Source organism: Luteolibacter sp. (assembly GCF_039920825.1).
Taxonomy (GTDB): domain Bacteria; phylum Verrucomicrobiota; class Verrucomicrobiia; order Verrucomicrobiales; family Akkermansiaceae; genus Luteolibacter.
In genome coordinates this window covers 1-18403 of the sequence record NZ_JBDSCX010000063.1, presented here as the reverse complement: position 1 = coordinate 18403, position 18403 = coordinate 1, and the positions used below count along the sequence as shown (strand labels likewise).

Genomic DNA, 18403 nt, shown 5'->3' with positions numbered 1-18403 from the left:
CATGACGAATCATCCGACAGACTTGAAACCGGCAGCGCGCCTCATTATCGCGTGCGCAACCTTCGCGATTTCCGGAGCCGCATGGTCGCAGAATCTGCCGGGCCGTGCGGACGATTCGATTCCGTCCCAAGCGGAACTGATTTACGAGCGAGGGCTTCAGTATCTCGCCAAGTCGCAGAATGAAAAAGGCTCCTGGTCCGACAGCGTCGGTTCGGAACCGGGTGTCGTAGGTCTGTGCGTCGCGTCATTTCTCGCCCACGGAGAGGATCCTAACAACGGACCCTATTCCAAGAACATCCGTCTCGGCATCGACTTCATCCTTTCCGAGCAGAACGAGAAAAACGGCTACATCGGATCGAGCATGTACAACCACGCGTTCGCGACCAAGGCGCTCGCCGAATCCTACGGCGTTCTGGACGACCCCCGGATCGCCCCGGCGCTGAAGAAGGCAGTTGATTTGATTGTTAGCTCGCAGAAGCGAAACCGTTTCGGTGGCTGGCGCTACACTCCGGAGAGCCGGGATGCGGACACGACCGTGACCGGTTGCCAAATGGTCACCTTGTTTGCGGCCCGGAATGCGGGGCTCGCTGTTCCCGACAGCACGATCAAGAAAGGCCTCGACTACCTCGCCCTGATGCGGGCCAAGGATGGCTCCTACGGATACACCTCCAGCTCCGGCGGAAAACCGACCCTAACGGCCATTGGGTTGCTTTGCCTGTCGTTGGCCAAGGAAAAGGATTCAGCCGGCTATCAGGCGAGTCTCGCCTACCTGAAAAACAGCCTCGACTACCGCGACCGCTACTATCCGTTTTACTTCGAGTATTACATGTCGCAGGCCCTGTTCCACGCGGACGAGGCGACTTGGAAGGAATGGAATGCCCGCAATATCCGCTACCTTGGCACCATTCAGTCTCCCGAGGGTTCGTTCCCGGGGAATCAGGGAACATCCTTCAACACCGCGGGCGCACTCCTCTCGCTGGCACTCAATTACCGGTTCCTGCCGATCTACGAAAAATGATCCGAAGGCTCGTCATTCCATGGTTGTTAGGCGTCGCGGTCCTCGGGGCCGCGGAGTCTTCCGACTTGCTGCGTTTTACCAACGGTGACCAGCTCCACGGCACGTTCGAAGGCATCAAGGATGGCCCCAAAGCGGTCTGGCTGCGTGACGACGTCGCGACCCCGGTGGAATACAAGGCGGATCAGGTCCGTCAGATCGTGCTGCGCGGAGGCCGGCCGGTGAAATCCCTGGCGTCCGTATCCCATGTCGCGTTGGTCAATGGCGACCGCATTCCCGGCAAGATCGTGGAAATGGACGACCGCTCCGTCACGATGGACACCGAGTTTGCCGGGATGCTGAGAATCCCCCGCGATCAGGTGGCGATGTTCGCGCCGAATCCGTTAGGTGGACGTCTCCGTTATCACGGACCCTTTATCGAGGATGAGTGGAAAATGGCGCACGCCGCTTTTCCCGAGGGGATGCCCGCCGAGGAAAAGGAAGCCGCAGGTAATGAAACCGTCAAACCCGAGCAGCCCGGCCGCTGGGCGTTTTCCGGCTCCGGCTGGTATTGGAAAAGCAAAAGCTACGGCACGGCCATCATCCGCGAGAACGCGATGCCTGACCGCGCGATTCTCCGCTTCGACCTTGCCTGGCGGAACCGCCTTTCCGTCGCCATTGCATTTCACGCCGATCTTGCCAAGCCGCAGCCCGAGGAAAAAAACGAGGCGAATCATGACGACCCGCGCCGTCGCCCTCTCGGCTTCGTTCCTGGCGACTCCGCGATCCTGCCAAAGCTTTTCGGCAACAGTTACGTCCTCCAGATTTTCTCCATGCAGATGATCCTCTATCGGACATCGGTGGACGGCGACGGCGTGCCATCCGTCGAGAGGGTGCAAATCAACGGCGGCGGAACCCGCCTCGGCGACACTGGCAAGGCAACCGTGGAAATCCGCAGCAACCGCCTAACCGGCGAGATCTCTCTGTTCATGGACGGCGCGTTCGTCGCCCAGTGGAACGAGAGCGCCGGCGGTCTTTACGATCCATCTCGGTTCGCGGGCAAAGGCAACGCGTTTGGTTTCGTGGTGCAGACCGAGGATTCCCCCGTGAAAGTTTCCGATGTAATGGTCGCCGAATGGAACGGCATGCCCGACTCCGCTCGCAGCTTGCAAGCGGACGATCAGGACATCGTCCTGCTGACTAACGGCACCGACCGCTTCTCCGGCAAGGTCGAGTCCTTCCGCGATGGCAAGATCCGGTTCGACGGGAAGTTCGGACAATTCCAATTCAGCCTCGGAGATGTCGCCGAGATCCGTTTCGCCCGCAACACGCTTGCCAAGGAGAGCGAAGCCCCGGCCGACAATCTCGTGGTTCAGCTCAGCCCGCTCGGGCAAATTTCCGGTCGCCCGGTTTCCGGAACGGCTTCCTCGGTTCACCTGGTCAATCCGGTGTGCGGTGAAATCGATGTCGCTCTGGAAGCGGCGGTTCTTCTCGATTTCCATGGGTCCAATAATTTTATCGATGACTGGGATGCTGAATTCTAACTGCCTCACCTGCCCCGTAATCGCTCTGATGGTTGTGGCGTCGACGCATGCCCGTGCCGACGAACTGACCTTGTCGGAAGATGCCCGTCTCACCGGAACGGTTCGTTCGATCAATGGTGAAGGCGTGGTGGAGTTGCTGACGGATTTGTCGCCGGAAGCTCTCCAGCTCAAGCCGGATGCTGTTAAAAAAATAACCTTCGCCGCTTCCGATTCACAGCCCGGGATCTCCGGGAGCCTGATCGAACTGATCAACGGCGATCTGTTGCCTGTCAGGATCGAAGGTTTCGATGGCAAGGTGCTCAAAGTGGTGACCCCGGACGCCGGTGCCTTGAGTATTCCGAGGGAATACCTGCAATCCATGCAACTCGGGGTCCACAGGCAAAAGGCGATTTACTCGGGACCGCGCAGCCTTGAGGAATGGTCCGGCGATGTGGAAGGTTCCCGCAACTGGCGCTTTACCAAGGGGGCTCTATCAGCCAGCGGTCCTGCAGTGGCGATCCGCAAGATCGACGTGCCTTCGCGTTTTGTTTTCAAGTTCGGTTTGAAATGGCAGGTCAGCCCGAATTTCACCGTTTATTTCGCCGATCCGTTGACGCCCAAGGCGGATCAGGTGGATCGGTATTTCTTCCAGTTCAATGCATCGGGAATGGAAATCAAACGCGAGTCCGCCACCGGTCAGAAGATCCAATCCGTGATCCTGTTGACCCGAAATGCGGACGACTTCCCGACGAACCAAGTGGACGTCGAGATCCGGGTGGATCGGAAATCCTCGCGACTCCACCTGCTGCTCAACGGCGAGCCGGAAGCGGCTGGAGTCGATCCGGTTGCCAATGCCCCCATCGGCTCGGGCTTCGTCTTTGTCAGCAGCTCGCCATCGGGAACGCCGCAGGAAATCCGCGGGATCGAGCTGTTGGATTTCGACAATTCCAAAGAGCGCCATCATTCGGAGGACCGCGGCGATGTGAAAATTGACAGCATGATCAGCCGCGACGACGACCGCTGGGGCGGTCATCTAACTGAAGTTCGTCCGGGACAGGACGGTGCCGTCTTTACCTTCAAAAGCGATTTTCAGGACAAACCGCTGGAACTTGCTGAAGGCGATGTTTCGACGGTCTTCTTCGCCAAGCCGGAGGGTGATCCGGTCCCGGCGCCTCAAGCTCCGTGGGTGCTGAAACTCCGTGGCGACGGAGTGCTGCACATGGCCTCCTGTGAATTTTCCGAATCCGGCGTGACCGCCGCGCATCCGTTATTGGGAACCCTTCAAATCAACCGGGGCGGAGTGACCGCTCTCGAGCGGCTGCGGCCGAACAGCGATCCAAAACCCGAGGAATGAAATCCGCTACCGTCACTTTCGTTTTTCTCCTGACACTCGTCCGGTTAGCCGCTGCCGAGGGGGAATCGACCGTTCGTTTTTCCAACAATGATCATTTGTCCGGCTCTCTCGAATCCCTCACTACCGAGAAGCTCGTTTGGAAATCGCCGATCTTGGAAAAGCCCGCGCCATTTCTGTTGGAAAAAGTGCTGGAGCTGACCATGGCGGCCGAGCAACCGGTTATCGATGCCCGTCATGAAGCTTCCATCACCCTGACCAACGGCGACTTGGTCCGTGGCCAGCTCGCCGGCGTTTCCGAGGACGCGGTCGAGCTGGATACGTGGTATGCCGGGCGGATGAAATTCAACCGGCTCATGATTTCGGATATCCGCATCGCCGAGCGGCCGGATCTCATCTATCGCGGACCCAACGGACTCGATGGCTGGAAACAATCCGGTGACAAGCCGGCGTGGATCTATCAGAACTCAGGTTTCCGCTCCACCGGTTCCGGTAGCATCGCCCGCGACGTGAAGCTTCCTCAGGAATGCAGCGTCGCCTTCGACATCGAGTGGCGCGATCGGTTCATGCTCAAGTTCGTCGTCTTTTCGGACGATCTCTCCAGCGACCGGCCGACCTCGGGTTATGAACTCCAGTTCCAACAGCGAAACGTCTCGCTCCGCAGTTGCAAAGGGCAGCGGTTCATCGGCCATTCGCCGAATGCAGCGGTCCTTCAGGAAAACGAAAAGGCCCATGTCGAGGTCCGCGCCAGCTCGAAGTCTGGAAAGATATCACTCTATCTGGACGGCCAGGTCATTGAAAACTGGACCGATACGGAACTTGCTAGAAACGAATTCGGCAAGGGCATCCATTTCATCAGCCAGACCACGGTTCCTTTGCAGGTTTCCCGCATCGAGGTCGGAGTATGGGATGGCGAAACGGAGAAAGTCCCCGATCCTCAGTTCCAAGCCGGCCGTGGCTTCGGCGAGGACATGCAGGAAGACCCCGAGCCCGCTCCCGAAGTCAAACCGAAGGCCGGGCGAATGGAAATGCGCAACGGTGACAGCATCGCCGGCGAGGTGGTTTCGATCAACGGCGGTCTGATCGTCGTTAAAACGCCGTTCAAGGAAGTGAAACTGCCCATCGAGTCGCTGCGCTCGTTGTCGTTGAAGCCGGTGGATCTGGAACGCTGCATCCGGAAGAATGGCGATGTCAGGGCTTGGTTTCCCGATGGTTCATCACTTGTTTTCCGCCTCGACGAAGTAGGAGACGGCACCCTCACCGGCTTCAGCCAGAACTTCGGCACCGCCCGTTTCAAACTCTCCGCCTTCAACCGCATCGAGTTCAACATCTACAGTCCTGAATTCGAGGACATTCGCACCGCCGGTGCTTGGTGAGGGATATCGATTATTTCGTGTGTTGCCGGAGTTGCTCAAGGCGTGAGAGGGGTTTGACGGGCTCGGCTTTGGCTTGGGCGTCGGCGGGCTTTGGGGGCGCGGGGGCGGCATCGGCTTTTGCAACAGGCGCGGGAGCCGGGGCGTCGATGCGGAGGGTGCCGCCCATCGCCGCCTGATGGAGAATGGTTGCGCCATTTTCCGGGACATTGATGCGACAGAAAACTCCGTTGTGTTTTCCCACCGTGGCGTCGGCGGCGACCGTGATGGGGAAGGTGAGTTCTGTCTGATCCTTGGTGAAGGTTTTTACCGCGGTGGCGGCTCCGTGAGGAAGTCCTAGCAGCTCGACGGTCGCCGGGCCATCGAACGGGTGGAGCACTTCGATTTTAGCGAGCATGGAAGTGTCTTTGCCTTGTTCGGTGGCAGCGAGATCGAGCGTCATGGAAACGTAGGGATCGGCGACTTTCAACGGCACCAACGAGGACGACACAAGGACAGGGCCCTGCGGCGTGTTGGCCTCGGCCAGGACGCAAACCTGCCACTCTCCCACGGCGGCGTCGTTGTTCGCGTTGAGCTCGTAGGAAATCTCGGACTTGTCGCCGGGAAGGTCGATGGTGTTAGGACCGCTGATTCCGGGCGGATTCCACAGGAAACGGATGGTCATTTTCTCGGCATAACCTTCATTGCGGGCGACACGCACCTTGAGTCCGAGCGTGCCGTTTTTTACGATGGGAACCGTCGGCGCTTCGATATCGATCTTGAAAGGCGCCTCAACGGTGACGGCGGTGGCTATGCGATCGAACGAGGCCGAGTGATAGGGGCCTTCGTTGTTGATATCGACGTGATGGATGGTATCGACCAGCGAACCTGTTAGCGGTGGCGCGTCGCCGGTGGATTTCAAGGAAAACAGATAGAGTCCGCCCGCGACAGGGGCGTCGGCGGCAGCTTCGAAGACCACGGGAAATGTGGTCATCGCGCGGGAAATCTTCGGGCTGTGCAGGGTGACTCCGGCAGGCAGCGAACCGGCCTCGAACACGGAATCGCAGGCGATGTTCTCGCGGGCGATGTTGACGACCGCCGCGTAGCGATTTCCGCGGGGGATCGGGAAGGTCTTCCACTTCTGGCTGTTCACGCGTTCGACGGTCGGCAGGTTGGCGGCGATGGAAGGGGATTTTTCAACGACTTCGATGCGGTAGGTGAAGTCCGGTCCGGTGCGGCCGAGTTGATCGCGGATCCGGATGAAATAGTCGCCGTCCGCCGGGCAGGTCCAGTTGATGATGCTGTCGGGCGAGCCCTGATCGTCGTTGTCGGCAATCTGTTTGTTGTCCGCCTGATGGATCGAGAGGATTGAATCGAGGGGCGAGCGCTGGCTGCGTGCCAGAACGCGGAGAACGAGGTTCTGGTCTTTTTTCGCAGTGAACTTGAACCAGTCCGCTTTGGTTTCACCTTCCAGGACTCCGTGAATGGCGAAAGGAATCGCTGGCGCGGGAGTCGCGGTTTTCAGGGCATGGTTCGGTTCCACTTCCCTAACGGACTCCAACGGCGAAACCGTGACCCAATGCGGCGATGGTGCGGAAACACCGTCCTGAATGGGGAAAACGGGGAATCTCGAATTGGCCGCAGCAGGCAGGGTGATGGATTGTTTGATCGGTCCGGATGGATCTCCGATGAAGGTGAACTCGATGGTTTCGCCAGGCTTGCCGCCAGTGGGAAACACCGCGGTGGGGCGGGGGAATGTGCCGATGTGAAGTCGATACTGGCAGTTGTCATTTCCCTCGTAGGCTGCTTCGTGGACGAGCACCCGATAGTCGCCGTCCTCTGGTGCGATGATGGAGGCGAAGGCATCGTTGCGCAGCAGCGGCGTGTCATCGCAGGAGGCGAGTTCAAATTTCTTCGGATCAAGAATCGCGACATAGGCATCGAAAAAGACCCGGCCGAGACGCATGGCCTCGACTTCGGCCGAAAGGCGCTGGCCCTTTTTCAGCGAGCAGACGTAGTAGTCGTCGTCTTCGTTTCCGGCGACGCCTTCGACGGTGCGGTTGAGTTCGATCCGCTGGGATTGATCGAAAGTGGCGTTCGGTTCGGTCTCGGCGACAGTGGGAAATTGTCCAACCCAGAATGAGCGGAGTTCGCTGATTCCACCCGGACTGCGCAACCTCAGAGAGTGTTCGCCGAGCGCCGAATCGGCAGCGATGGTGAATTTCGCGACGACATGCTTGTCGTCCTTGATGTCGATGTTAGATAGGGCGAGGCCGGGCTCGTAAAAAAGAGCCTCGCTGATTTCCTGAAGCCGCTCGCCGTAAAAGTGAACCTCCATTTCCGTACCCCGTTGTCCTCCGCGCGGGTTGACGAGATTGAGGGTCGGCGAGAACGCGAGCAGCGGGCTAACAGCGGACAGCAGGAAAATGAGGACGGCGCGCATCACGGCTTCAGGCACGTTTTGCCAGCAGGGCATCGAGGACTTCTCCGCCGGCGACGATTTCGATCGGGCGGTTGCCGGGGGACATGAGTTCCTTGTCGGCGTTGATCCCGATCTGGTTGTAGATGGTGGCTGCGAGATCGGCGACACCGACACCGTCCGTGTCCACCTCGCCACCGAGTGCATCGGAAGCGCCGTGGACATAACCTTGTTTCACGCCGCCACCCGCGAGCATGGTGGAGAAAACGCGCGGCCAGTGATCGCGCCCGGCGGCGGGATTGATCTTCGGGCTGCGTCCGAACTCGGAGGTAACCATGACCAGCGTGGAGTCCAACATGCCACGGCGGTCCAAATCGCGGATCAGCGCGGCGATGGCCTTGTCCGTCTGTGGCATTTCATTTTGGATGGCGCCTTTGATGTTGTCGTGGTGATCCCAGCTGCCTGCAGTTAGAGAAACGAACCGCACGCCGCCCTCGATAAGGCGGCGGGCCAGCAACATCCGCTGGCCGGCGGCGGTGCGGCCGTATTCGTCCTTGAGTGCATCCGGCTCGGCCTTGAGGTTGAAAGCCTCGCGGGCATTCTGTGAGGAAATGAGCTTGTAGGCGTGCTGATAGAACGCATCCATTGAGTCGATGGCGTCGGATTCCTCCAGCGCGCGGAAGTGCTGGTCCACGGTTTCCAACAGCGACCGGCGACGGGTGAAGCGGGCGTCGTCCACGCCCTTCGGCAGGTTCAGGTCGCGCACTTGGAAATTTCCCTGAGCCGGATCCGAACCAAGGGCGAAGGGACCGAAAGCGGAAGAAAGGTAACCGGAATTCGCATATTCATTCGGCACCGAAGGCACGCAGACATAGGGCGGCAGATCGTTTTTCGATCCCAGCTCATGCGAGATCACCGAGCCGATGGATGGAAACTGCAACGCCGGCGATGGCCGATAGCCGGTGAACATGTTGTGCGTGCCGCGCTCGTGGGCGGCCTCGCCGTGGGACATCGAACGGATGATCGTCACCTTGTCGGCGATCTGCGCGGTTTCCTTCATCAACTCGCCGAACTGCACGCCCGGAATCTTGGTGTCGATGGCACCGAACGGTCCGCGGTATTCAGCAGGGGCGAATGGCTTGGGATCGAAGGATTCCTGATGCGCCATCCCGCCGGGCAGGAAAATGTGGATGATGCCCTTGGCGACGCCTTCCCGTGTCTCGTAGCTTTTCGTATCGCCGAATGCCTGGTTCCGCAGCAGTTGCGGCAGGGTCAGCCCGAGTCCGCCAAGAAGGCCGACGTAGAAAAACTCGCGGCGCGAAGTGTAGCGTTCAAGGGGATTGCCCGGGCACTGGTGGTTCATGGAATTGGCGGGTGTGGTGGAATGAAGCCTCAACCCGACCATACGCGGAGGATAAATGGTTCATTTCAAAAATGAAATCCCTTCACGTTCGGGATTGGCTAGGAAGGATTTATCCGCTACGAAACCCCCCGATGGATACACCGCGAGTGGCTGGACTGAAACTGGGCAGGCAAATCGGCCAAGGTGGGTGCGGGCGTGTTTTCAGGGCAACGGACGAGAGTGGCGCGGATTGCGCGGTGAAATTTTTTACGGCCACTGCGATCTCGCGGCGTCTGCTTGAGAAAATGACCGGGCGTCTTGAATCCGGCGGTTGGCCGGCGGGAGTGATGCCGGTGACATCAGCGGATTTCTCCGCGGATATTCCATTCTGGATCACGCCGCTGGTGGCCGGAGTTGATGGCGAGGAAGTTACCCCGCGCAGCCTGCAGATGATACTAGGCGAACATCCGGGAACCGGGTCATGGAAGTTGGTGAAATCCATCGTGCGGGGATTGTCGAAAATGCACGAACGGCGTGTGCCTCACGGCAATCTCAAACCCGGCAACGTTTTTCTAACCGACATTGGCGAAGTTCTTCTCAGTGACTGGACGCTCGGCAACATGCCCGAAGCGAGGCAGTTCAATTTCACCGACGCCGTGCTCTATCAGCCACCCGAACAGCTCAGGAAACCATCGGGCTACCTCGATGAGGAAGGCTACCGCTGGGATGTTTTCTCGTTCGGCGTGTTGGCCTTCCGGATCCTCACCGGGCGCTTCCCACGGTGTCACGACACTTTCAATTTCGTGGCACCTCCGCCGGGCGAAACGAAGAAGGAGGGAATTCAGGCGGATCTAACAAAGATCGCGCGCAATCTCGAAGCGCAGCCCGGATTCAGTTGGCCGGATGAAGCGCAGAACGATTTGGAAATCGGATTTCGTGAATGGATCGACCGCTGCCTTTCGCTCGATCCTGAGAAGCGTCCCACGTCGATGATCGAGGTCGGGGCCGGCTTTGCGATGTTGGAAGGCAAGGTGACGGCCGATGCCGAGCGCGAGGCACTGCTCGACCAACGCCGGCGTGCCGAACGGCGGACGTGGCGGACGGTCTTTTTCGCAGGTGCCACCGCCGCGACCGCCGTGGTGCTGGGAGGACTCTGGCAGCTTTCGAATTCGCAGCTTCTCAAGGAGCGGCAGGAACACGAGGCGGATCAGATGATGCTCAGGGCGGCGGGCGACGCGGCTCTATCAGCCAAGACATCGGCGGAAGCCCAGCTTGCCGATACGCAACACACGCTGTCTTACGAGCGTGAACTCGCCCTGGCCCGACTGGAGGCATCGCGCCTCGTCGGCGACCGGCTTTTCGCGTGGGCGATGGAAAAGGGAAACCGCCTCCTGCCACCGCTCGACGGGCGCGAGCTGCGGTTGAAACGGCTGGAACGCTATTTCGAGGATTTTCTAACACGCACTGCCAAGATCGACGCGCTGGCCGACGAAAGAGCGCGGGTCCGCTTGCAGCTTTCGGAGATTTCCATCGCCGCGGGAGATGCGGCGACCGCCAGCAAGCGCCTTGGTCAGGCTCTCGACGCGTGGGCGCTGCTGCCGATGGATGCGGAGCTGAAATTCCGTGTCGCCACGAATTCGCTGCTCCTCGCGCTGCTCCGTCAATCCAATGCGGATCCGGAGGCTGCGTCTTCTTTCGTGACCGCCCGCAAGGCGCTGAGTGAAGTGCCGCAGGCGGAGGTTGACGCCGATCGTCTGAATCAACTGTTAGCCGTGCTTGATTTCCATGAGGCGAAACTTTTCGCCGCCAAGGGCAACAACCCGAAAGCCCTCGAGCAGTTGATGCGGGCGACCCAAACACTCAACCGCATCGCCGACCAGCGGCCGGACGTGGCGATCCTGAGATCCGAACTGGCGGCGTGTTATCTGTCGTCTGCGACCATTCTTGAAGGCATGGGAAGTCTTGGCGACGCGAGAGAGGTTCGTGCTCTGGCATCTGTTGAGTTGGTGAAACTGCTCAAAGACAAGCCGGATGATTTCGCGCTGAGACTGGACCTTGCCGGTTGTTACGGCGCGATGGCGGACTCCGCGGTATTGTCCGGCGACATTACGGGAGCCGAGTCGATTTCCAAGGAAGCAATGAAGCTGTTGGACCGCCTCGTCGTCGAGCAACCGGACAATGCCGAAGCGGTTTCGAGGAAAGCGTCCCAGCTCGGCCTGCGGGCCGGCATCCAGCGCGACCGCGGCCAATCCGTGGAAGCCATGAAGGATTACGACGAAGGCATCCGCATGCTCGAAGGCCTTCGTGCGTCGTCTCCGGGCAACGCGATTGTTTCCTATCGACTCGCGTTACTGTGGTGGCAGAAAGGACGGATGTTAGGAATGGCCGGAAAGCGCGAGGAGGAAATCGGGCTCATCGGCAAGGCGCGTGATCTGCTCGGTCAATTGGAATCCGACCAGTCCGCCACCGGCCCGCGCCCGGAGCAATTGCAAAGCTCCGGTGCTTATCTGCTAGGCGATCTAGGTCATGCTCTCCAACTCGCCAACCGCAAGGACGCCGCCACCCAAGCCTTCAAGGATGCCGTTTCGTTGTGGGAAAGCCTGGTGGCCTCGCGTCCGCAGAGCGAGGAATACAGTGAAGGCCTCGCCTGGTGCCGCCAGCGGTTGGACGATCTCAAGTGACGGTCTCTCAGATTTCCGCGGCCGGTGGCGGAGAGGTCTTCTTTCGAAGCTTGAGGTTGAGCATTTCCACCGCCAGCGAGAACGCCATCGAGAAATAGATATAGCCCTTGGGAATGTGGACGTGCAGCGCCTCGGCGATCAGTGCCGTGCCGATCAGGATCAGGAACGAAAGAGCGAGCATCTTGATCGAAGGATGTTTCGAAACGAATGAGCTGATAGCGCCGGCGGCCAGCATCATGATGCCCACGGAAATGACCACGGCGAGCATCATGACGGACAGATGCTTGGCCATGCCGACGGCGGTGATCACCGAGTCGAGCGAGAACACGATGTCGATGACTGCGATCTGGATCAGCACTCCGATGAAGCTCGCTCCCTTTTTGACGTGGGCGGTGTCATCGTCGTCATCCTCGAGCTTGTGATGGATTTCCTTGGTGGCTTTCCAGATCAGGAAAATTCCGCCGACGAGAAGGATCAGACCTTTTCCGGTCATGTCGATGGATGCGCTCTGCGAGATCGCGTCTTCCGACTGGCGCAGGAATTCGGGGATCGGAATGCTGAAGAGCACCTTGGTCAGCCCCATGATCCAAGTGATGGTGGCGAGCAGCATCAGCCGGGTGATCATCGCGAGCCCCAGTCCGAGCGTGCGGCCGGACTTGCGTTTTTCCTCCGGCAACTTGTCGACGAGGATTGAAATGAAAACGATGTTGTCGATGCCGAGAACAATCTCCAGCAATGTCAGCGTGAGCAGCGCTCCCCAAGCCTGAGGTTCTGCGAGCCAGTTGAATTCGAATAGCGAGGCGAGGATCATGAGAGCGAGGCGAATTCGAGTGCGCGCTGTTTCATCTGGTTCGCCATCAGGTTCAAAGCGTTCGCCCGCGTTGGCGCGAGATGCTCCTTCAATCCTGTCCGGTCGATGAAACTCATGTCCGCGGTTAGAATGTCGTCCGGCTTTTCGTTGTCCAGCACGTGGACGAAAAGGGCGATCATGCCTTTCGTGATCAGCGAGTCCGAATCCGCGTAGTAGCGGACCTTGCCATCCTCGGTCTTCGCGTCGAGCCAGACCTGCGATTGGCATCCTTTGATCAGGTGCGCCGGGTCTTTTGATGCGCCGTCCATCGGTGCTAGCTTTTTCCCGAGGCTGATCACGTATTCGTAACGCTCCGTCCAATCTTGGAAAAAGCCAAGTTCCTCGATCAAAAGGTCCTGTTTCTCTGCAATGCTCATGTTCTGCGGCAGTGGAGCGCGGGAAACGCCGCGCCGCAAGTCCCGATCAAGTCGCCGGAGCGAGTCTTTGGAGTAGGAGGGCGGAAACGAAGGCGAGGGGAGGGATGGCGAAACTTACTATCGCCAGGTGCCATGCGCCCTCCCGCGGATTTCCGGCAAATGTCGCTGCCACAGGCAGCAAGACCATCCAATCGACGAGGGGGATCCCAGCCAGCAGGCCGGACACGAGCTTGGGAACCGGCTTTCGCCAAAATCTCAGGCAGCAGCCCGTCCACACTAGATAAGGTAAAACGCCCCAGATACTTGCCAGTCGATCCAAAGAAAAGATTCTGTTTCCCAACGCGAGGAACACCGCCGTCATCAGCAATAGCCCCCGTGACATCACCCCTACCCGCATCGGTGGTTTCGCCATCGATTCATAGCGCGCGCTCAGTGAAAGCCCCATGATGTAGGCGAATAGCCCGCACGCGACCGGGCTTATCATGATGACCATGGAGATCGAATCCACCTTGGGCAATAGCGCCAAAAAGCCCATCACCGGTAGCAAGGCCCGGCACATTCCCATCGGCACTACGGCCCACGCGCTCCGCTTGTGCCACACGGTGTAAACGATGATCCAAAAAACAATTCCTCCCGCCACCATGCCACTGCGCAGATTCACAGCTCCTGCCACTGTAACGCCAGCACCCATCAAGCAGACAGCGAGCGCCGCATAAAGGCGCGTCGGGAAAAGTCCCCTTGGCAATGCACGTTCCGGGCGGTGTTCCGCATCCCACTTGTGGTCCATCCAGTCGTTGAAAAAATTTCCTCCGATGTATAACAACACTCCCGCAACTGCTAGGAAACCCGCTGGAACCCAAGGGGCGCTTGGTATCCACTCTTCCGCATAAACCCTCATGACAATCCCCAGGACCACCCCCACCCACACATTGCTCACCACGCTCGGCACATTCGCCACCCGGGCAGTGGATAGTAGTGCGTGCAATTTTCCGGATCGATTCATCGGCCCGCGCAGCATGCCCCGATTCTGCGGCACGGCCAAAAGAAAATCAGCGGCTTTCATCTGATAACCAGCACATCATCCGCCAGTAATCTCCCTTTCCCATGCGCCTTACATCCGCCTTCATCGCGTTCGCCCTCACCGCCAGTGCTTTCGCCCAAAACCCGCCGCCGAAAATCCCACCCGCGGGCATCTCTGTCCCCGATGCCGACCGCGCGGAACTCGCCGCCGGAGCTGCCGATCTCCAGAAGGAAATCACCGCACTCACCCGCAAGCTCTCCAACGATCCCAAACTCCTCGCGCTCCTGCCCGACGTGGAAATCTTCCACAAAGCCGTCACTTGGGGGCTCGCCGACAACGCGTTCTATTCCCCTCAGGAAATCGCCTTCGCCAAACATCTTCTCTCCGAAGGCAAGGAGCGCGCCAAGCAACTCGACCTGAAAAAATCCCCGTGGCTCGACGCGAAAGGCCTCATCGTCCGCGGCTACCGCTCGAAAATCGACAACTCCGTCCAACCCTACGGCCTCGTCGTCCCGCCCGATCTCGATCTCACCAAACCCGTTCCGCTCATGGTCTGGCTCCTCGGTCGCGGTGAAAAGCGCACCGAACTCGCCTTCCTCGCCGAACGCGAAGGCGGCCCGCCGCAACTCACTCCGAAAAACACGATCACCGTCATCCCCTACGGCCGCTTCTGCAATGCTACCAAATTCGCCGGAGAAACCGACGTGATGGAAGCCCTCGCCGCCGCCCGCGCCCAATACAAGATCGACCCGCTCCGCATCGCCGTCGCCGGATTTTCCATGGGCGGTGGCAGCACATGGCATCTCGCTCCCCATTTTCCCGGCCTCTGGTGCGCCGCCTCGCCCGGCGCCGGTTTCGCTGAAACTCCCATCTTCACCAAGGCCAACGATCCCGGCAAGGAACAGCGTCCCGCATGGGAACAAACCCTCTGGCGCCAATACGAAGCCACCGGCATTTCTCAAAACCTCTTCAACGTTCCCACGCTCGCCTACTCCGGAGAAATCGACGGCCAGAAGGAATCGGCCGATCTAATGGAAGCTGCGATGGCCGGAGAAAATCTCAAGCTCGAACGCTTCATCGGCCCGAAGACCGGCCACCAATACGAACCGGCGACGAAAGCCAATCTCACCACGCGGTTCGAGGAACTCATCGCCACCGGCCGCCCGGCCGTTCCGAAGGAAATCCGCTTCTCCACCTACACCTTGCGCTACCCCGAGTCCGCCTGGCTCCGTGTCGAAGGCATGGAAAAGCATTGGGAACGCGCCGATGTCCACGCGACTCTATCCGATGCGAGCCTTCTCGCCATCGAAACAAAAAACATCACCTCTCTCAGCGTCACCGGCATCAAGCCAACCTCCATCACCCTCGACGGCCAAACTCTAACCCCACCCGCCGCCGCACCGAAATCCCTCCATTTCATCCGCTTCGGGGACACGTGGAAATTCGCCACCTCCGATCCCGACAATCGCAAACGCCCCTATCTCACCGGCCCCGTCGATGACGCCTTCATGGACTCCTTCGTCTTCGTCCGTCCTACCGGCAAGCCGCTCAATCCCGAACTCGGCAACTGGGTCTCCAGCGAAATGAGCACCTCCCGTCAGCTCTGGCACGACGTCTTTCGTGGAGAGGCTCCGATGATTGACGACACCGCCCTCACACCGGCGGACATCGCTAACAGAAATCTCGTTCTTTGGGGCGATCCGTCTTCCAACAAGGTTCTCGCGAAAATCCTCTCCAAGCTCCCGCTCCAGTGGACTAGGGAAACCCTTACCTTCCACGGCCAAACCTATCCATCCGCCAGCCACGCTCCCATCCTCATCTTCCCCAATCCGCTCAATCCGCGCCACTACATCGTCCTCAACAGCGGCCTCGATTTCCGCGCCGACGGTTACGGCAACAACGCCCTTCAAACCCCGAAGCTCCCCGATTGGGCCATCGTCGATCTAACGACACCTGCCGACGCCCGCTGGCCCGGAAAAATCACCGCCGCCGGTTTCTTCGACGAGTCCTGGAAATAAGGAGAGTCTATCCCCGGCCCGCCACAATCCAGTGCTCAAGGCATCCACCTCAATACCCGCATGGCGGCATTCCTCAAAATTCCGGTTGCAAATTAAGACTGTTATTAGTGAAGGGGCAGGCTCGACTTATTCGGCTTTCCGTTTGATGGAACTACTGGTAACAATCCCGCTTGCTTGTAGATCGGGGTATTCGTCTTGATCATATCGGGTGTGATGCTGTTCCCAAGAGCGTGAGGCGACGGCACGACCAACCCGAAGGTGAGGAAGGTGATGGCCGAGTCATTGATCTGATAAGGATGGGCAAAGACATAGTTCATGGTGCTCTTCTCTGAATCCCACGTAATGCCGGACTTGCCGTCATTCACGAGACCTTTGAGTTCCGCGGGGAGATGTGACAAATCTCCAGGGATCCGACCATTCTGGTCAAAATACGCATATTGACAGACCGCCAACCGATCAAATTGATTCTTTAATGGAGGCTGTGTCCAACTGCGGACTAGGGGTCTACATAGGAAGACCGCTAGGAAGTAGATGATCACGGCACCTAATAAGATTGAACGTTTTTTCATGGTCTGCGTTTTGAGGTGTTAGATGTCACCTATCCCCGGAAGTCGAAGGCTGGAGGGGATTGGGCGAGCCGCCTTGGTCGATATGTCTTTTGATCTGTGCGGTCACTTCCTTAAGAGGCTGCTTTTCCCATGCTCGAGTATCTTGAGCAAGTGCCGGGTTCGTATACCATAAAATCTTTTCGTCTTGAACGAGATGGGCACCAAACTTGCCGTTTGTAATTTCATATCTGCCGCCACGCACCGTCAAAAACAGAAGGAATGTGTTGCCGGCATCCGGGAAGATGAAATATGGGATATCCAAGTCGGATGTTTCGTATCTGCATTCGATGGTCAGATTTTTTGGAGAACTTCCCTTTAGTGTTTGGATAATCTCAAACTGCGACGTTTTGCGGATCTGGTTTTTCTCAACAATCTCGGACTTTTCTTGTGTGTGCCGGGCGATTACAATCAGACCGCTCTGATGCACTAATTCTTGAAGAGAAATGGGCTTCCAATCGAGATCAGCCAGAAGCAGCGAAGTCGGTAAAACTGCCAATAGCGCTAAAAGCGTGAAGAGTTTTTTCATATGATCGAACGTCCACGCGCTGGCAATCCCACTGGCGGGGGCGAGCGTTGAAACGGGGGGAGGTCCATGTTAAAGGTGACGTTGTCGGCAGGTCGGCTGGTAAGGGTCGCACAGTCACGTAATGTTAGGATCTGTGGTCATTTGGGTGCGCTATCGACGACTTCTCTGGAGATAAGCTTCCCTGTCTTGAGTTCGCGCACCTCATTGATTGTTTTTGCGCCTTTAATGGTCACGAAAACCTTGTCGTCGCCGACTCGCATGGATGCATCTTGCCGATAGGCCGAGTGGTCGATACCAAGAGGCTGGACATACTCCCGCCATAGAAGAGAATCCCCGACGGTCAGTTCGAGTTCAGCTCCTCCATCGAAATGCAAAGGGTAACGAAGGCAGAGCCTTTCACTCGTTTTGCGGTTGGTGTCGATGAACTCGCCTTTTGTGGAGTTGCCATCGACCGTATCGAATCGGCGCGGTTCTGTAGAGTTTGCTTGCAGAATCAGCGCTGAGAAAGTGAAAGCCAGCAGGAGTGTTTTCATAGGATTCGCGAAGTAGGTTCTAACGTTCATACTGATGTCACCGCATCATTGCGGTGAACCTGGAGATAAATTGAACAGCAGTGGGGCGGTTGATATCCATGACTTGCTCGGCACGGTTATCCTTCGGGAATGACCCATAAAAGTATTAGGGATCCATCTGGAGCTAGGTAAGCTGAAAAACCACTACCGAACGTTCCTGGGTTATGGATCTCAGTGAGTTTGGATTGCTTGCGCAAGGCTGCCAAATCTCCGGTGAGGATTAAGGATCGTTCTGTCGCCTGTAAAGTGCCGTCTATGCGTTTAAAGGCTTCCTCGCCTGTGATTTCTCGCACTACGATGCGCTCGCTCTCAAATATTTGTTGGGAAAGTAATTGCTTGTGTGGTTTGAAGACATCGCGTTTGGATAGATCGGTACGCCACATCGTCTGGAGTCGTGTCACGGGAGATAGCTTTGGAGGAGCTTCATCGGCACCGCCCAATGGTGGACTAATCGGTCCTTCCGCAGCGTGAAGGTGAAATAGTCCGATCCAAATGAGGAGAGCGAAGATTGCTTTCATGTAGGTATGAAACGGCGGCTTCAGGATTCTTAGAATCTTTTTTGAGAACGTTTTCAGTCCTCTGAACCGCGAACGGGAGACGTTGATTTCGAAGTAGGCGCTAATGATCGGTTCGGGGCGACGGCTTCCATGAGAAGGCAGTCAAACAGAAATTGAAGTTTACTTCAACACGAGTTTCTTGGGACGTTGGAGTTCATTGGGTTGGAGATACAGGCGGGACAAGGGATCTCCCCCCGCCTCCCCTGGGGGAC

General features: G+C 58.1%; 15 protein-coding genes. 6 read left to right on the top strand and 9 right to left on the bottom strand.

Going from position 1 to position 18403, the window contains the following annotated elements:
- The first annotated feature begins 1 nt into the window (after position 1).
- The 4 genes from ABIQ96_RS18575 to ABIQ96_RS18560 are packed head-to-tail and all read left to right on the top strand — an operon-like array spanning position 2 to position 5244.
- Entirely contained in the window at positions 2-1018 is a 1017-nt protein-coding gene (locus tag ABIQ96_RS18575; protein WP_348216128.1) for a prenyltransferase/squalene oxidase repeat-containing protein, read from the top strand.
- Positions 1015-2538, top strand: a complete 1524-nt coding sequence (locus ABIQ96_RS18570; protein ID WP_348216127.1) for a hypothetical protein — start codon at positions 1015-1017, stop codon at positions 2536-2538. The genes ABIQ96_RS18575 and ABIQ96_RS18570 overlap by 4 nt, the downstream gene beginning before the upstream one ends.
- Positions 2525-3871, top strand: coding sequence for a hypothetical protein (locus tag ABIQ96_RS18565; RefSeq protein ID WP_348216126.1), 1347 nt, complete (start codon positions 2525-2527; stop codon positions 3869-3871). The genes ABIQ96_RS18570 and ABIQ96_RS18565 overlap by 14 nt, the downstream gene beginning before the upstream one ends.
- Positions 3868-5244 (top strand): hypothetical protein, encoded by a 1377-nt coding sequence (locus ABIQ96_RS18560; protein WP_348216125.1) that lies wholly within the window; start codon positions 3868-3870, stop codon positions 5242-5244. The genes ABIQ96_RS18565 and ABIQ96_RS18560 overlap by 4 nt, the downstream gene beginning before the upstream one ends.
- A 10-nt stretch (positions 5245-5254) precedes the next feature.
- Here ABIQ96_RS18560 and ABIQ96_RS18555 read toward each other — a convergent pair whose 3' ends face one another.
- Both ABIQ96_RS18555 and ABIQ96_RS18550 read right to left on the bottom strand, forming a co-directional pair.
- The gene (locus ABIQ96_RS18555) at positions 5255-7696 is read right to left on the bottom strand and encodes a PPC domain-containing protein (RefSeq protein ID WP_348216124.1); all 2442 of its coding nucleotides are present in this window, start codon (positions 7694-7696) and stop codon (positions 5255-5257) included.
- Entirely contained in the window at positions 7671-9002 is a 1332-nt protein-coding gene (locus ABIQ96_RS18550; RefSeq protein ID WP_348216123.1) for a DUF1501 domain-containing protein, read from the bottom strand. Before ABIQ96_RS18550 ends, ABIQ96_RS18555 begins: the two co-directional genes overlap by 26 nt.
- 131 nt (positions 9003-9133) lie before the next feature.
- On the opposite strand from ABIQ96_RS18550, the gene ABIQ96_RS18545 reads away from it, so the two are divergent.
- Positions 9134-11662, top strand: coding sequence for a hypothetical protein (locus ABIQ96_RS18545; protein ID WP_348216122.1), 2529 nt, complete (start codon positions 9134-9136; stop codon positions 11660-11662).
- Between the two features lie 7 nt (positions 11663-11669).
- On the opposite strand, the gene ABIQ96_RS18540 is transcribed toward ABIQ96_RS18545, so the two are convergent.
- The 3 genes from ABIQ96_RS18540 to ABIQ96_RS18530 are packed head-to-tail and all read right to left on the bottom strand — an operon-like array spanning position 11670 to position 13874.
- The gene (locus tag ABIQ96_RS18540) at positions 11670-12473 is read right to left on the bottom strand and encodes a TerC family protein (protein ID WP_348216121.1); all 804 of its coding nucleotides are present in this window, start codon (positions 12471-12473) and stop codon (positions 11670-11672) included.
- The gene (locus tag ABIQ96_RS18535; protein WP_348216120.1) at positions 12470-12889 is read right to left on the bottom strand and encodes a SufE family protein; all 420 of its coding nucleotides are present in this window, start codon (positions 12887-12889) and stop codon (positions 12470-12472) included. Before ABIQ96_RS18535 ends, ABIQ96_RS18540 begins: the two co-directional genes overlap by 4 nt.
- Before the next feature lie 46 nt (positions 12890-12935).
- Positions 12936-13874, bottom strand: a complete 939-nt coding sequence (locus tag ABIQ96_RS18530) for a UbiA family prenyltransferase (RefSeq protein WP_348216119.1) — start codon at positions 13872-13874, stop codon at positions 12936-12938.
- A 119-nt stretch (positions 13875-13993) separates the two neighbouring features.
- Here ABIQ96_RS18530 and ABIQ96_RS18525 point away from each other — a divergent pair, with 119 nt between their 5' ends.
- Positions 13994-15928, top strand: coding sequence for a hypothetical protein (locus ABIQ96_RS18525; RefSeq protein WP_348216118.1), 1935 nt, complete (start codon positions 13994-13996; stop codon positions 15926-15928).
- A 104-nt stretch (positions 15929-16032) separates the two neighbouring features.
- On the opposite strand, the gene ABIQ96_RS18520 is transcribed toward ABIQ96_RS18525, so the two are convergent.
- From ABIQ96_RS18520 to ABIQ96_RS18505, 4 genes are all read right to left on the bottom strand, one after another.
- Entirely contained in the window at positions 16033-16497 is a 465-nt protein-coding gene (locus ABIQ96_RS18520; RefSeq protein ID WP_348216117.1) for a hypothetical protein, read from the bottom strand.
- 25 nt (positions 16498-16522) lie between these two features.
- Positions 16523-17062 (bottom strand): hypothetical protein, encoded by a 540-nt coding sequence (locus tag ABIQ96_RS18515; protein ID WP_348216116.1) that lies wholly within the window; start codon positions 17060-17062, stop codon positions 16523-16525.
- 137 nt (positions 17063-17199) lie between these two features.
- Positions 17200-17595: a hypothetical protein gene (locus tag ABIQ96_RS18510; protein WP_348216115.1), complete on the bottom strand. Its 396-nt coding sequence runs from the start codon at positions 17593-17595 to the stop codon at positions 17200-17202.
- 116 nt (positions 17596-17711) lie between these two features.
- Entirely contained in the window at positions 17712-18152 is a 441-nt protein-coding gene (locus tag ABIQ96_RS18505; RefSeq protein ID WP_348216114.1) for a hypothetical protein, read from the bottom strand.
- Between the last annotated feature and the right edge of the window lie 251 nt (positions 18153-18403).

Excerpts from the sequence above, each read along its gene's own strand:
- ABIQ96_RS18575 (WP_348216128.1), top strand. The coding sequence starts at position 2 with ATGACGAATCATCCGACAGACTTGAAACCGGCAGCGCGCCTCATTATC.
- ABIQ96_RS18570 (WP_348216127.1), top strand. The coding sequence starts at position 1,015 with ATGATCCGAAGGCTCGTCATTCCATGGTTGTTAGGCGTCGCGGTCCTC.
- ABIQ96_RS18565 (WP_348216126.1), top strand. The coding sequence starts at position 2,525 with ATGCTGAATTCTAACTGCCTCACCTGCCCCGTAATCGCTCTGATGGTT.
- ABIQ96_RS18560 (WP_348216125.1), top strand. The coding sequence starts at position 3,868 with ATGAAATCCGCTACCGTCACTTTCGTTTTTCTCCTGACACTCGTCCGG.
- ABIQ96_RS18555 (WP_348216124.1), bottom strand. The coding sequence starts at position 7,696 with ATGCCCTGCTGGCAAAACGTGCCTGAAGCCGTGATGCGCGCCGTCCTC.
- ABIQ96_RS18550 (WP_348216123.1), bottom strand. The coding sequence starts at position 9,002 with ATGAACCACCAGTGCCCGGGCAATCCCCTTGAACGCTACACTTCGCGC.
- ABIQ96_RS18545 (WP_348216122.1), top strand. The coding sequence starts at position 9,134 with ATGGATACACCGCGAGTGGCTGGACTGAAACTGGGCAGGCAAATCGGC.
- ABIQ96_RS18540 (WP_348216121.1), bottom strand. The coding sequence starts at position 12,473 with ATGATCCTCGCCTCGCTATTCGAATTCAACTGGCTCGCAGAACCTCAG.
- ABIQ96_RS18535 (WP_348216120.1), bottom strand. The coding sequence starts at position 12,889 with ATGAGCATTGCAGAGAAACAGGACCTTTTGATCGAGGAACTTGGCTTT.
- ABIQ96_RS18525 (WP_348216118.1), top strand. The coding sequence starts at position 13,994 with ATGCGCCTTACATCCGCCTTCATCGCGTTCGCCCTCACCGCCAGTGCT.
- ABIQ96_RS18520 (WP_348216117.1), bottom strand. The coding sequence starts at position 16,497 with ATGAAAAAACGTTCAATCTTATTAGGTGCCGTGATCATCTACTTCCTA.
- ABIQ96_RS18515 (WP_348216116.1), bottom strand. The coding sequence starts at position 17,062 with ATGAAAAAACTCTTCACGCTTTTAGCGCTATTGGCAGTTTTACCGACT.
- ABIQ96_RS18510 (WP_348216115.1), bottom strand. The coding sequence starts at position 17,595 with ATGAAAACACTCCTGCTGGCTTTCACTTTCTCAGCGCTGATTCTGCAA.
- ABIQ96_RS18505 (WP_348216114.1), bottom strand. The coding sequence starts at position 18,152 with ATGAAAGCAATCTTCGCTCTCCTCATTTGGATCGGACTATTTCACCTT.